Source organism: Thermosyntropha lipolytica DSM 11003 (genome assembly GCF_900129805.1).
Taxonomy (GTDB): domain Bacteria; phylum Bacillota; class Syntrophomonadia; order Syntrophomonadales; family Syntrophomonadaceae; genus Thermosyntropha; species Thermosyntropha lipolytica.
In genome coordinates this window covers 1-13,761 of sequence record NZ_FQWY01000046.1, presented here as the reverse complement: position 1 = coordinate 13,761, position 13,761 = coordinate 1, and the positions used below count along the sequence as shown (strand labels likewise).

Below are 13,761 nucleotides of genomic sequence, written 5' to 3'. Positions count from 1 at the left end.
GAATTATATAAATAACTCAAGTTTCGCATCCAGAAAACCCTGCTCAAACAGCAATAAATCGGGGGTAACTGAGCAAAAAAATTGTTGTTGACAATAAAAAACGCCTTGTTCTGCGATGAGGTACAGGATATTGACTACCAGACCGCCATACGGTATCTTTTGCTTTTTATTGCCGAACTGCGCAAAAAAATTTCCCAGGATTTATACGCAGAAATTTTGTGTCAAGTTCGATATTGGATTGCTGGTCAACCAGCATACATTAGGGCTTTGATGCCTGTTTTAAACTGCGAAATTTGAGTAAATAATTAAATTTTTTGCATAGCATATTTTGTTTATCTATTAAAATGCCCAGGAGGTTTTTGCTTGTGAAATATCAAGTCATCCCTATATATAACGGTTCTTTTATAATTACCCTGGCCAGCGGGAAAAATTTTTTTAAGAAAAGCATAAAAATACCCAGCTTTGTATTTCTGTTAAAAAGCCCGGAAGGCCAAAATATACTGATAGACACGGGATTTGAACCTTCTTCCCTCCCCGGTTCTAAATCAACCTATGAAAGGAAACCGGAAGAAGAGCTGGTCAATGCCCTGCATAATCAAGGCATATATCCGGAAGATATTTCAGCTGTAATTCAAACCCATCTGCACTGGGACCATACGGGAGGAATTTCCTATTTCCCTAAAGCGCAAATTTTTGTGCAGGCTGGCGAAGTAAAAGAACTTTTAAATCTTCCTTTATATGCCGAAACCGCCTTTTGTGCCCGCCATTTCATGCCGGCCTTATCCCGTTTCACGCTTATAAACGGCCAAAAGGAGATACTTCCCGGTATAGAAGTTCATCTAACCGGAGTACATACCGCCGGGCATCAAGTAGTAACCGTAGATACTGAAGAAGGTAAAATAGCCATTCTAGGAGATGCCTTGTTTGATTATGGCGAGTGGTGGAAAAATATACCTGAAGAATTCTGGGAAAAATACCGGCAAGGCCGAGGTAAAGATAAATTCTGGCCTCCATCTACCCGGGAAGAAATTAAAAATTTTCTCCTTTCCAGGCAAGCCCTGGATCTTCCTTCCCCGTCGCCCGCATCGCCGGCCCAAATAAAAAAAGAATGTAAATATGTTGTTCATTCTCACGATGTCCGACTTCTTAAAGAACAAACATCTTTTTAAAAAAGTCTTTTTTTTACCTGTTTTAGGTATAATATAATTTATAAAACAAATGTTCGGGGAAAACAAAATGGATATACTGCACTGTGATTTAGATGCTTTTTATGCTTCGGTAGAACAGCGCGACAATCCTTCCCTTAAGGGAAAACCGATAAATCGCAATATGGATATCTTTGCTGTAGCCAGCAATCTCATAGAAAAAATTGACCTGAGGAACAAAAAAATAAGGCTCATCGGCATAAAAAGCAGCAATCTGGTCAGGTGGGAGGTCGAACAGCTTTCTCTATTCGAGCTCTCTTCGCATAACCTTGATCAAATCGTAGATGAATTGAAAACCAGATTTCCAGAAGTCAAAATCATACCTGCCCGTCTATTAAAATCTGATAACATAAAATAAAAAAGACCTACATAATAATATAAACATAATTGGAAATTATTTGGAAATCCTCTTGTATATTTTTTATTTGTGTTCTAAAATAAACTTCAATTCCTATAAAATCAGGCGGTATACTTTATGGATATGAAAAATATGGAAAATAATCTTAAATTAATATGGCAGGAAAAAACCAAACTGCATAAGGAAAAGCTTATAGCTAGGTTACGATTTCTAGTGCTGATTATAGGATTAATTTTGTACTTGCTGATTGAGCCTGCTTATGACCTGAAGTTTTTAGCTATCTTAGCATTGTTAATAGCCTATGCAGGAATGATCCTGTTTTTTCCGCCCCTGCATCATATTCTCTCTTATCCCAATCTGGCTACGGCTCTAAGTGATAATGCCATAGTGTTTATATTATGTTATTTTTCCGGCGGGCTTGCCTCACCTTTCATTTTGGGCTTTGCTCTGCCTTTACTGATTTTTGCTGTACATCCCTCCCGGCAAAAACTGTTTAGAGCCGTTGCCTTGAGCTGGGGAATAATTTTGCTTTTGGCAATTTTAACCGGTTTTCATCCCCGAACTTTTGTCCATCTGGCAGCTACTATATCGGTTATAGCTATTTTCGCCAACATACTCATCTATGATGAAATAAGGTCTTTAACCTCAGCGGCAGCCAAAGACGGACTAACCGGTTTATATACCCATAAAGTATTTTTTGACATCTTGCATATTTTAACTTCGCCTAAAAGTCCTATAAAACATTTTAGCCTGGTAATGATAGATCTAGATGACTTTAAAAAATTAAATGATGAAAAAGGCCATTTAGTTGGAGATCAAGCTCTAAAAGATGTAGCCCAGGCTCTGCTCCACCATCTGCGGGATTCGGATATGGTATTCCGCTACGGAGGCGATGAATTTGCCGTTATATTGCCAGAAGTAGGCTACAATTTGGCGAAAAATATAGTAGAACGTCTGCGTCAGGCCATCATTAATCTAGGTTATTCTAAAAGTGTATCCATGGGAATAGCTGTATATCCTGAAGAAGAAGATAATCCCTATTTTTTAGTAGAACTGGCAGACAAACGCATGTATGCTGAAAAAAATCCCACTAAAAAATAAGGGGCTTTACCATAACTGGCCAAAACCCCTTGTTTTTCTTAATTTTTATAGTTTATAAATAATCATATTTTTTCATATATTCATCAAGAGTAATAACCTCAGCAAACAAAGCCATATCCCTTAAACCTGATTGATGCATTTCTTCCGTAGCGGAAGCATTGCAATCACTGATAACAATAACTTTATAAGCCCGGTACAAAGCATCAGAAGCCGTAGAACGGCAGCAGACATTAGTCCAAACTCCAGTAACTACTACCGTATCGCATCCTTCTTCTCTGAGATACAGGTCTAAATCGGTATAGGCAAAGGCGCTATGCCTTCTTTTTTGTACAATATAGTCGCCTTTTTCTTCATCCGGCCTTAATTCAGGTATAAAATCAGATCCCCAAGTTCCTTTTATAGCATGCACCGGCCTTACCTTAAAATCGGCATCATTTTTACGATGGGCTTCCTGAACAAAAACTACCCTTACATTTTCATGCTCGTGAGCCCATTTTACCAGTCTCTGTAAATTAGGAACAATCGCTTCCCCTCCTGGGCATCGCAAAGGAGCTTTAGGTCCTATAAAATCATTGAGCATATCAATAATAGTTATACAATGTCTTTCCGGCATAAAAACTACCTCCTTAAATTTTTATTTTTAAAAGATATCATTTATGGAAGGAAATCTTATTACCTTATCTAATTTGCTTATAGTCTGCCTTTTTACAAACTGACCATATCCAGGATTAACCATTATTCCCTTCTTTTCATCAAAAACTACCTTTCCTCGCACAATAGTCTTTACTACCTTTCCCTTAAGCTTCATGCCATGTAAAGGAGTATATTTAGCCATACTCTGCTGGTCTTCCTTATTTATTATCCATTCTCTATCCAGATCAATAACTGTAAAATCAGCATCTGAACCTATAAACATAGCTCCTTTTTTGGGATAGAGTCCATAATGGATAGCTGCATTGCGGCTTAAAACATCAACTAACTGCGACAAGGTAAGCCGTCCTTTGTTGTACCCTTCACTTACCAAAATAGGAACCATAGTTTCGACTCCAGGGATTCCAGGAAAAGCTGTCCAGATAGTCATGCCCTGTTTAGCCTTTTCAGTTGCTATTTCGTAAGGAGCATGGTCAGTTGCAATAAAATCTACACTGCCATTCTGCAATCCTTCCCACAATATCTCATTATCCTCTTCCGTACGCAAGGGAGGAGCTATTTTAGCAAAAGCGCCATATTCACTCATGGCATCTTTATAATTCAAGACTAAATAATGGGGACAAGTTTCCGAAGTTACATCCAGACCCCGCATCTTAGCTTCTCCTACCAGCCTGGCCCCTATTCCTGTACTCATATGCACAATATGGAGCCTAGCTCCTACTTCTTCGGCAAAGCTTATGCCTAATTCAATAGCTACTTTTTCAGCTAAAATTGATCTGGCTTCTGCCCAGGCCGGGGCATCCAGCCTACCTTCGCGAATAAATTTTTGCGTATAGAAATCGGTCATGGCAAAATTCTCTGCATGGATGCCAACCGGAAGGCCAGTTTCGGCTACGGCTTTAAAGGTTTCCAGCATTTCCGGATCAGTAACCCGTGGATAGGAAGGGACCGAAGGAGTCATATAAACTTTAAATGCTACCACTCCGGCTTCTGCCTGTTCCCTTACTATGCGGAAATGTTTTTCTTCCCTTACATCTTCACCCGTTACTCCTCCCCAGAGAGCAAAATCAATCAGGGCCTGCGGCTTAATGGCTTCCAGTTTATGTTCCATTTCAGGAACTCCACGAACCGAAGGAACACTGCAGCAGGGCATATCTATAACCGTAGTAATTCCACCATAAGCAGCTGCCCGGCAGCCAGTAGTAAAAGTTTCCCGATGGGTAAAGCCGGGATCCATAAAATGGGTATGGGAATCAATACATCCCGGTAATACCATATTGCCTTCTGCATCAATAACATTTCGTGCTTCAAACTCTTTGCGAGTGATGCCAACAATCTTTCCATCTTCTACTAAAATATTGGCCTTAACCAGCTCATCGCCCTGGGGTATCATAGCATTTTTAACTATAGTATCAAGCATATTTTCAACCCCTTCATAATATAAAATTTAATAATAAACTAGTTTTAGTTTTTCTCTATGACCAATTTTTTTTGCAAAGTTTTTTCAGGTATATTTTGTTTATAATGTCATTTTTTATTAAATGGAAGAGCGTATTAAATTTTGGGCAAGCAAAGGGGAGTATAGAAAAAAGAAAATAAGGAAGGGAACAGCTTAAAGATGAAGAAGAGAAGCCTTGTGTAAAAATATTCCAGGGGTGGCCGTTGACAACGGTTAACTAAAAAAATGAAGGTGGGTCTCTTGCCCTCCTGTATTGTGGAAATAAACCTGTTTGTAGTTAATTAAATGTATAAATTATTAACCACCAGTAAAAGACTTTAAAGAACTCGAACAAGGCTTATTAAAGTTTGAATCTTATCAGCCAGGTTTTCTGGTGTAACATCTTTATAAGACACTTTAACGCCTCCTACTCAGCTGGTTGCAGCTTGCCTAACAGCCAATCGACAAGTACCGCGTATTGCTCCTGTCCTAACCGTTCTAAAAATTCTGCTGTCGTTTTCTCGATATCTTCATATTCCCAGTCTATCTCTTCTGTTTCGTCGTTCATGTAAAAAGAGTGGCTGCCACAATACTTATCTCGTATATACTCATCTGAGTAATTGTAATAATACTCATAATAATACACATCCGGGTCATACAAGTAATAGTAGTGACGATACACAATAGGGCCAAATTCCGGATACAGTTGTTTTTTAATACTTGCCATCTCATCAAAAGGAAAATAACCTTCTACCCAGCGCTGGTAAAGCAGCTTCATAGCCGTCTCTTCATCAACAACACCTTCCTTTATTACTTTAGCCAGCCAGGGCATTCCTCTGCTTGGGTGACAGGGACGGCACTCTGTAATCCTGGGCATCTCCGGGTTCTTGTAGTAGAAATAATCCAGGAGAATATTGAGTATAGCTTCCTTGGGCTTACATTTCCGCTTAGTATAGTTGACATAGTTACTATCCCAGTTGTAATAAAGATCTCCTTCAAACCTTTTATATATCCAGCGAACTGGATGCTCATCCCTGGCACAGGATGGCTCACAAACCATTACTGCACATAGACGCTCATTTATCCATGTAGCATTGTGCAAATTTTCCGTCATATCTCTGATTTGTCCTTCCAGAGCCCACACTTCCTCTTCCTTCGCTCTTAAATGCTTCTTCAAGGTCAAAGGTATGGCTTCCTTTATGTCTTCTATGAAAGGAGACAAGAACGTGTGATAAAATGACCACAGCAGCCCTAAAAACGTTAATATAGCTAATATAAATAAAACCAAAACCACATAAGACTCCATAACCAACCCTCCCGTTTACCTCCAGCTCAAATAATCAGTTGCAACAGCGTCATCCTGCAGCGGCCAGGGCAGTTCCTGTTGCGCAGTCCTACCGGCCGCAGGCGGCGTGTAAAAACTCGCCACCGCATAGCGCAGGGCATCAACAGCATGGCTTACAGCATCAGACTTAACAGGCTTATCCTCGCCGTGCGTCTGCGCCCGGCTATCCCAGCTATAGCTATAAATATCATCAATCAAAGCCCGGCAATCCTTATGAATCAAAACCTTCTCCTGAGCCAGCAGATTATGCAAAAGCCTGATACCCGGCAACACCTTATTATTAGCCCTGGCAACCGGCAGCCTGCGCCTCCGGCAGGCCTGGATAAAACTCACCGCCGACGGGTCAACAAAAACATGCTTAACCGGAACCGGCGACATGGCAGCAAAACATTCCAAATCAGCAGCCAGTTCCTCGTCCGTCTTCTGCCTGAGAGTACGCGCCGGGTCGTGATAAAACTCCCGGGCTACATAAAAAGGCCCGCTCCGGCTACTGGCTATAACCAGCACAAAACAGGCCGGGTTACTGGCGCCATAATCAACACCAATCACCGCCTCACCTGTCACCGGGAACTCGCCAACCACATGCCTCTTTTCATCGAAACAATCATAAACCATTCCCTCGGCAGCACACCATTCACCTAAAACAAACCGCCGGTACCAGACACCGGTATATTCAGCTTTTAACGCATCGACATAAGAAACGGGTAAGAAAGGATTGTCAAATAGTGAGAAATCAAAGACTGCCAGGTCCAGTTCATCTGCCCTGTCTAAAAACTCCCGCTTAAGCCAGTGCCGCGGCCCATCGGGATTGGTGGTACCGAAAAACATGGCTCCCGGTAACGACAACCGCGCTAGGAGCTGTCTGAAGAAACTCTCCGGCCAGGTAGACACCTCATCACCGTAGGCACCGGCCAGCGTTATCCCGCGCAGCTTAGCCTCCGCCCTCTCATCATTAGCTGAGGCCAAATAACACTGACGACCTAAAATCCAGGCCTCACCGCGGCCCAGGTTAACGGTTACAGCGCCCGGAAGCCATTCAGCAAGCAAATCAAGGATATTGCGCTTTAGGCTCCTTTCTGTTTTCCCGACCATCATTACTGGCCCGGGAGGACCGGCAGCCAGAAACTCAAGCCACCTTACAAGACTTGCTACCGTCTTGCCCGAACGCACCGCACCCGACCATATATTAATCCGCCTGTCAGCCTGCAGAATACTTCCCAGCTGTTTTTCACTCAAACTGTTAACTATTTCCATTATTATACCTTAACTCCCGTAAACTGGCAACGAGTTCCTGGAGAGCGGCCTGATGGGTATTAGAATAGGCAAACAGGTCAAGCCTGTCGATAATAGCCAGGGCCGCATCAAAACGCATGCGTTCTTTCTCTGAATCCAAAAGGTCAACAAGCGTATGCACTGCCCTGGTTGCCGCAAATACCAGCGCATCGCGGGCCTGCTCGGCTATCTCTCTCTTTTGCCTCTCCATCTCTGCTTTTATTACCGGCTGGGTCATCCAGCGTTTAACAGTAGTAGGATACACGCCCAGCGCTGCGGCAATATCATCATACTTATGGCCCGCCAGCCGCTGCGTTCCGGTTTTACCTGTCGACTCATATACATCACCTTCCTGATATACAGCAAGCTTACGCCAGGCCCGCTGCAGTAAAGTTTGAACATTACCGTGCGAAATCCCAAGCATCCTCGCAGTTTCCCGGTGGGAAAACATACGGCCCACCACCAGCTCAAAAACCTCCCGCTCCCGAGGAGAGAGCCGTGCCAGCGCCTCATCTAGGCGCACCCTGTCCTCGGGCGACAATTCAGAAGCTTGATTATTATCAAAAACAAGGCGGCCGTTAATATAATCAAGCTTCTCCGGTTCCACAGGAAAAACCTTAGCCATCAACATCATCTCTCTCCTGGATATATTTCGGCGCAAACACCACAGGCGCATAGCGGTTCAGAGCGGAACTCGTGAGTTCAGCAGCGATCCACGCAGCGCGCTCGACCGGGATAGGCTGGCCATATTGGTGAGCATTATAGAGGAGCATATCGTAAAAACCACGCCACATACTGAGTCTTTCCATAGCTGTAGCAAGCAGCCAGACAGCAGCATATCTGCGGCTGTGGCGGTATTCGGCTATCTGAGTCACCGTCAGGCCGGCTATATACAGTTCCAGAACTTCTCGCTGGGCTGGAGTTAAGACCAATTTAGCAATATCGTAAAGCTTCCGGTAATACTCCAGCTCCATCTGCTTTTCCAGCTTACTAATAACACTAACTGCCGGTTCACCGTACAACCAACCAACTATAGGCATCTGCATCACCTGCGTTTCTTACGGCGCTGCAGTTCCTCTCCCTGCAGAATCGCCGCGGCCACCTTATAGCTGTAACCGCGTTTAATCAATTCTCTTACTCTCCGCTCTTCTTCCGTTAACATGTACTCGTGTAACCATTCATCATCCTCGGATAGCATTATCTCGGCAAGCAGGTTAAGCTCAGTAGGCGTAATCTCCGAAACAAACTCAGATAGGTCGTTAATAAACCGACTTATCACTTTGCGTTCTACCGGCGAATACCGCGGAAGCAGATAGTAGAGCGATATAACTTTGACTTTTGACCGCAAGGCGGTGTTTTCCCTGACAGCATCCTTAAAATCACGAATAACCGCATCCCTCTTTTTGTTAGCCATATAATCACTCCTTACCAGAAACTACGAAAAGCCGAAGCCGTTGTGACGACTCCCGCCCTTCTATTAATCTATAATACCCGGCAAATCGGTTATTCGTGAAAAGACAGCAACAAGACATCGCTTTACAGTCTTTACAAAAAACGAGCTGTCTGGTAATCTTGAGTTACCAGGGAAAGAGGTATATTAATCATCTAAAACAACATTGCAAATCCCTTTACCAGCAGTTATAATATGTGATGTACAAAATTCGTGCGGATGTGGCGGAATTGGCAGACGCACCAGACTTAGGATCTGGCGGTTTATCCGTGGGGGTTCGAGTCCCTTCATCCGCACCATACATAAGGAAAATATAAAATAAATATTTAAGGAGGCAAAAAGCCTCCTTATTTTACGAGCCGCTAATTTTTTCTAACTATCAATCTCTGCCCACAGTTCTTCCATAGTCTTGCCATTTACATTGATCACCAGGCTTTTATCCATAGCTTCTCGCGAAGAACTAAGATCACTATCCCCCGATATGACAAAAGCATCTACCTTTTCTCTGTTTACTTCACTGGCATCTACCACATAGCAGCCTTTGCTGGCTAAAAAACTTTTTACTTCTTGCAGGTTATCTTCTACGGCAATAACTTTTGGCAAACTTATACCTCCCATTTTTTTATCTTTTATTTATTATGCTCCCCTCCCCCCTCTTTATTCTTGCATGAACCTTTCCTACCTTCCCATAAAAAATAATATTATTCCCAAAACTAAAGCCAATAAAATACCGCTTAAAATATTTTTTATATATCTCATAAAACCTTGCCTCCTTTATTCCATTTGCATGATGTAAGGTTTTCCCTCCCGCATTCGTATATATCTACAAGAAGGAGGGTGATAATGATGAAACTAAAATTTCCGCGTTGGCCTTTACTCATAATCTCTTTAATTCTAGTTTTAGCCAGTAGTCAAGTATTATGCGGGCAAACCAAAGCCAGCTTCATAGAAAAAGATCTGCCCCGAGTAGGGAGTATGGACAATATGGTTAAATTGCTTGAAAAACACGCCTATTCCATGCCGGTACGCGCCCTAAAAGATGCTGAAGGAGGCCAGGCTAAAACATCCTTGCCGGAATCTACTAACCAAAGCTCATCTGATTATTCTTCCACCAATATTCAGGTAAGAGGAGTAGATGAAGCTGACATCGTAAAAACCGACGGCAACTACATCTATTATGTAAAAAACGATGCCATAGACATCATAAAAGCGGTACCAGCCCCGGATATGCAGTTAATATCCCGGATAAAGTTTGATGACCCTAATTTTTATCCATCCGAAATATATCTGGAAAAAAACTATCTGGTAGTATTAGGAACCAGCAATAACCTGCCTCATCATCATATAATGCCGGTTCCTTATGCCAGAACCCAGATTTATCCACCTCCATTCAGCACAGTTACTACTAAAGTTATAATTTATAATGTACAAGAACCTAAACATCCGCAAAAAATCAGGGAGGTCGAAGTAAAAGGATATCTCCTGTCTTCCCGCAAAATAAAAAATGCCGTCTATCTGGTAGCTAACCATCATTTTTACTGGTATCAGGGGATAAAAGAAGTAGAACTGCCGGCCTACAGAGATACTAACAACCAAAGCAGCCGTGATTTCCAGGAAATACCCTGTGCCAATATCAGATATTTCCCGGATAACATTTCTTCCTCCTATCTAGTATTAGTAGGTTTTAACCTTGATGACATGGTGAACACGGCAGCAGTAGAAGCCTATTTGGGTTATAGTGAAAATATATATGCTTCACCCCAGAATCTCTATATCGCTTTAACCAGAGAACCTGTATACCGCATCATGAGCGATGCCAATACAGCAAAACCCGAGGAAGAAGAGGGTAAAACTCTGATTTACAAATTTAATCTAAAGCAGGGAAAAACCCTGTATGCCGGTAAAGCAGAAGTAAAAGGCAGGATATTAAACCAGTTTTCCATGGATGAATATGAGGATAACTTCCGCATCGCTACCACCAGTGGTGATATCTGGAGAGATGATGAATATACCTCCAAAAACAACATTTATATACTGGATAAAGATTTAAAGCTTATAGGCAAACTGGAAGGAATAGCCCCTAAGGAAAGGATTTATTCCACCCGTTTTATGGGCGACCGGGCTTATATGGTAACCTTCCGCAATGTTGACCCCTTTTTCGTAATCGATCTTAAAAACCCGGAAAAACCGCAGATTTTAGGCTTGTTAAAAATACCGGGATACAGTGACTACCTGCATCCTTATGATGAAAACCACATCATAGGTTTCGGCAAGGATACGGTAGAAATAAAAGGCCAGGCTTTTTATCAGGGCATGAAAATAGCCCTCTTTGATGTAAGTGATGTAAATAATCCAGTGGAAAAGAGCAAAGTAATCATCGGAGATAGGGGCACCGAATCAGAGCTTCTCAATAACCACAAGGCCCTGCTCTTTTCCAAAGAAAAAAATATCTTAGCTTTCCCGGTTACCGTAATGAAATTAAAACCAGGGCAAAAAACTGACCCCACCACCGGAATACCTGCATATGGAAGCTTCTCTTTCCAGGGAGCCTATATCTACAGTATAGATCTTAAAACCGGCTTTAAGCTCAAAGGCACCATCACCCACCTGGAAAAGGAAGATTACCTTAAAGCCGGGGATTACTGGTATGAAAGCGATAAAAACATCAAGCGGGTTATTTATATCGGAGATACCTTATATACTATTTCTCCATCTATTATAAAGGCTTATAATATGCAAAACTTAAGCCTTATACAGAGTTTAAATATTAAATAAATTTCTGAAACATATGTTCTTGTGCCCGGTGGCGGAAAACCCGCAAGGGTTTTCCGCCAGCTGCCGGTAAGCCTTCGGCTTACCGGCAGCATTTTTATTTTATTAAAATTATTTTTTTATTTTTTATATACCCTATTGAGGGCAGGATTTACTGTCCCATATGTTGTACTTATTACAGAAACTTTATTATATAAATATCCACCTTAAAATTTTAAACTATTAATACCTTGTTATAATAGTTTAAAATTAAAAATTACAAATTGAAAGGAGAAAACAAAATGTTAAAAAAAATCAAAGGGAAAAACTTTCTGGTATTAATACTGATTTTAGTATTAGGTTTATCTACAATTTCCATTGATAATGCAGCCGCTCAGAATGAAAAGGTAGGAACACATGACAGTTTAGTAATATTTAAGATTGGCGACCATTTTTATTATGTGCAGGATTTGAAAACCAATAATATAACTAAAGCTAGAATGGATGTAACTCCACGCATTTTAAACAGCAGGACCTTTGTTCCTGTTAGATTTTTAGGCAATGCATTAGGGGTTAATGATGATAATATTAAGTGGGATAATAGAAGCAGGGTAGCGACTTTACAGGGAAAGAATAAGATAGAGTTAATGATAGGGAACAAAACAATGAGAATAAATGGAAATCCTGTAAACATGGATGTAGCACCGGTAATAGTAGCTAAAAGAACCTTATTACCTGCCCGTTATGTAGCTGAAGGTTTAGGATTTAAGGTTGAGTGGGATAACAAAAGACAGTATGTAATAGTTTATCCAGAAGGCAAGACAAAACCAGATATGGGTAAGATGATAAAAGAAATAGAAGGCGGGTATATAGATTTAAGTAAAGGTCTAACTGATGAGGCAATAAGGGAATTTCAGAGGCAGGTAGATGCTATAACTTCTGGAAATCCTTTTGTGTCAAAATATCCAAGCAAATGGGGAGACTCACCTTATCATGAAATTAAAGATAAAGCATTGATGCCTTTTGTAGAAATATTAAGACAAAGACATCCCAATGCTATGATTTCTTTGGACTTGATAAAGTGGTATGATACTGGAACTCATAGGGGTATATATTACTGGTATTTCATAGTACCTACTAAAGACCCTAATGTTTATGAAGTTTGGCGGGCGCATAATTTTGGCTGGACAACTGATGATAATGATATAACTAAAGATGTGATATTTATAGATGATTATAAAGATGGTTATATAAGAAATGGTAAATATGAGTAGAGGTGATAAAATGAGAAATAGAAGCAAGTTAATAATTACTTTAGGTTTATTAGTTTTATTTATTTTTTCTATATTACCTTTACAGGTTTTAGCTGTTTCAGTTCCGGTTGGACAATTTACTCCTTTAAGTGAGGAAGTTTATAATATGTTAAAAGGGGGATATATAACTTCCCCTCAAGGTTTAAGAGTTATTCCCTGACAAGACACAAGGGGACGGTTCTTTCAGGGTTCAATTGGAAGTTTTGCGCTAAAAAAGCTCAAGAACCTGCTAAAAAAGGGGACTTGAGCTTTTTCGTAATTTTATTTAATTCAAACCAGTTTAAGCAAAATTTTCGATTGCCCAAGAAGAAGGAAATCGCTTACCTGAACCTATGGAAATTCAATCTTTTTCATGTCTTCTTGCGAAGATGATTTTTTGGTTTTTATTGCCATTTTTATCTCTATATAGCTTACATCTTTGCTAAAACACCTCATTTTGGGCATACCTCTCCCCTCCCCACTTAAGGGTTTTTTCAAAATTATTCAGTTGCTTTCCTCTCAGGTAAATACTTGAGGATAGAAATGGGATAACTTTTGTGGACACAAGGAGACGGTTCTTTTGTGCTGTTGGCATTTATACCGTCCCCCTGTACTTTTTAATTCAGTTTTTTCTTTAACTCCTCTATCTTCTCTACGGAAAGTCCTGTCAATCTAGAAATAAGCTTTACATCTAATCCTTCTCGCAAAGCATTCAGGGCTGCTTTTTCTATACCTTCCTGTATCCCTTGTTCTCTACCTTCCCTTATTCCTCTCTCTATTCCTTCTTTTATTCCCTCTCTTCTCCACTTCTCCGCTAAGGTCATCAGGTCCTCCCTCCTCTCAGGAAGTATTTTCTCTATACATTCTATAAGGATTTCCTCATCTACTTTTTCTACCG

Annotated in this window: 15 protein-coding genes, 1 tRNA gene and 2 pseudogenes; 9 read left to right on the top strand and 9 right to left on the bottom strand. The window is 41.0% G+C overall.

The window, feature by feature from the left end:
* The first annotated feature begins 87 nt into the window (after positions 1-87).
* From BUB92_RS11395 to BUB92_RS09945, 5 genes and pseudogenes are all read left to right on the top strand, one after another.
* Positions 88-297 (top strand): hypothetical protein, encoded by a 210-nt coding sequence (locus tag BUB92_RS11395; RefSeq protein WP_143156926.1) that lies wholly within the window; start codon positions 88-90, stop codon positions 295-297.
* A 68-nt stretch (positions 298-365) separates the two neighbouring features.
* Entirely contained in the window at positions 366-1,169 is an 804-nt protein-coding gene (locus BUB92_RS09955) for an N-acyl homoserine lactonase family protein (RefSeq protein WP_073093348.1), read from the top strand.
* A 49-nt stretch (positions 1,170-1,218) separates the two neighbouring features.
* Positions 1,219-1,320, top strand: a pseudogene (locus BUB92_RS12030) (Y-family DNA polymerase); the annotation flags it as partial.
* Complete coding sequence (locus BUB92_RS11580; RefSeq protein WP_423230211.1) at positions 1,318-1,563, top strand: DinB/UmuC family translesion DNA polymerase; 246 nt, start codon at positions 1,318-1,320, stop codon at positions 1,561-1,563. The pseudogene BUB92_RS12030 and the gene BUB92_RS11580, both read left to right, overlap by 3 nt.
* Positions 1,564-1,680: 117 nt before the next feature.
* Positions 1,681-2,664, top strand: a complete 984-nt coding sequence (locus BUB92_RS09945; protein WP_073093346.1) for a GGDEF domain-containing protein — start codon at positions 1,681-1,683, stop codon at positions 2,662-2,664.
* Between the two features lie 52 nt (positions 2,665-2,716).
* Here BUB92_RS09945 and BUB92_RS09940 read toward each other — a convergent pair whose 3' ends face one another.
* From BUB92_RS09940 to BUB92_RS09910, 7 genes are all read right to left on the bottom strand, one after another.
* Complete coding sequence (locus BUB92_RS09940; protein ID WP_073093345.1) at positions 2,717-3,277, bottom strand: cysteine hydrolase family protein; 561 nt, start codon at positions 3,275-3,277, stop codon at positions 2,717-2,719.
* 27 nt (positions 3,278-3,304) lie between these two features.
* The gene (gene allB / locus BUB92_RS09935; RefSeq protein WP_073093344.1) at positions 3,305-4,735 is read right to left on the bottom strand and encodes an allantoinase AllB; all 1,431 of its coding nucleotides are present in this window, start codon (positions 4,733-4,735) and stop codon (positions 3,305-3,307) included.
* 445 nt (positions 4,736-5,180) lie between these two features.
* Positions 5,181-6,059 (bottom strand): hypothetical protein, encoded by an 879-nt coding sequence (locus tag BUB92_RS09930; RefSeq protein ID WP_073093342.1) that lies wholly within the window; start codon positions 6,057-6,059, stop codon positions 5,181-5,183.
* Positions 6,060-6,074: 15 nt separating this feature from the next.
* Positions 6,075-7,352: a PBSX family phage terminase large subunit gene (locus BUB92_RS09925; protein WP_073093341.1), complete on the bottom strand. Its 1,278-nt coding sequence runs from the start codon at positions 7,350-7,352 to the stop codon at positions 6,075-6,077.
* On the bottom strand, positions 7,339-7,995 hold the full coding sequence (locus BUB92_RS09920; RefSeq protein WP_159432330.1) for a sigma-70 family RNA polymerase sigma factor: 657 nt from the start codon (positions 7,993-7,995) through the stop codon (positions 7,339-7,341). Before BUB92_RS09920 ends, BUB92_RS09925 begins: the two co-directional genes overlap by 14 nt.
* Entirely contained in the window at positions 7,988-8,410 is a 423-nt protein-coding gene (locus BUB92_RS09915; protein WP_143156931.1) for a helix-turn-helix domain-containing protein, read from the bottom strand. The genes BUB92_RS09920 and BUB92_RS09915 overlap by 8 nt, the downstream gene beginning before the upstream one ends.
* Positions 8,411-8,415: 5 nt before the next feature.
* Complete coding sequence (locus BUB92_RS09910) at positions 8,416-8,784, bottom strand: hypothetical protein (RefSeq protein WP_073093337.1); 369 nt, start codon at positions 8,782-8,784, stop codon at positions 8,416-8,418.
* Between the two features lie 251 nt (positions 8,785-9,035).
* Here BUB92_RS09910 and BUB92_RS09905 point away from each other — a divergent pair.
* Positions 9,036-9,119, top strand: a tRNA-Leu gene (locus tag BUB92_RS09905).
* Positions 9,120-9,192: 73 nt separating this feature from the next.
* On the opposite strand, the gene BUB92_RS09900 is transcribed toward BUB92_RS09905, so the two are convergent.
* Entirely contained in the window at positions 9,193-9,423 is a 231-nt protein-coding gene (locus tag BUB92_RS09900) for a YkuS family protein (RefSeq protein ID WP_073093350.1), read from the bottom strand.
* A gap of 240 nt (positions 9,424-9,663) precedes the next feature.
* On the opposite strand from BUB92_RS09900, the gene BUB92_RS09895 reads away from it, so the two are divergent.
* The 3 genes from BUB92_RS09895 (at position 9,664) to BUB92_RS09880 (ending at position 13,044) form a co-directional block, all read left to right on the top strand.
* Positions 9,664-11,595: a beta-propeller domain-containing protein gene (locus BUB92_RS09895; protein ID WP_143156930.1), complete on the top strand. Its 1,932-nt coding sequence runs from the start codon at positions 9,664-9,666 to the stop codon at positions 11,593-11,595.
* Positions 11,596-11,873: 278 nt separating this feature from the next.
* Positions 11,874-12,845 (top strand): stalk domain-containing protein, encoded by a 972-nt coding sequence (locus BUB92_RS09885; protein WP_073093333.1) that lies wholly within the window; start codon positions 11,874-11,876, stop codon positions 12,843-12,845.
* Complete coding sequence (locus BUB92_RS09880; protein ID WP_143156929.1) at positions 12,838-13,044, top strand: hypothetical protein; 207 nt, start codon at positions 12,838-12,840, stop codon at positions 13,042-13,044. The genes BUB92_RS09885 and BUB92_RS09880 overlap by 8 nt, the downstream gene beginning before the upstream one ends.
* Positions 13,045-13,480: 436 nt before the next feature.
* Here the strand turns inward: BUB92_RS09880 and BUB92_RS11575 are convergent.
* Positions 13,481-13,761: pseudogene (locus tag BUB92_RS11575) on the bottom strand (hypothetical protein); the annotation flags it as partial.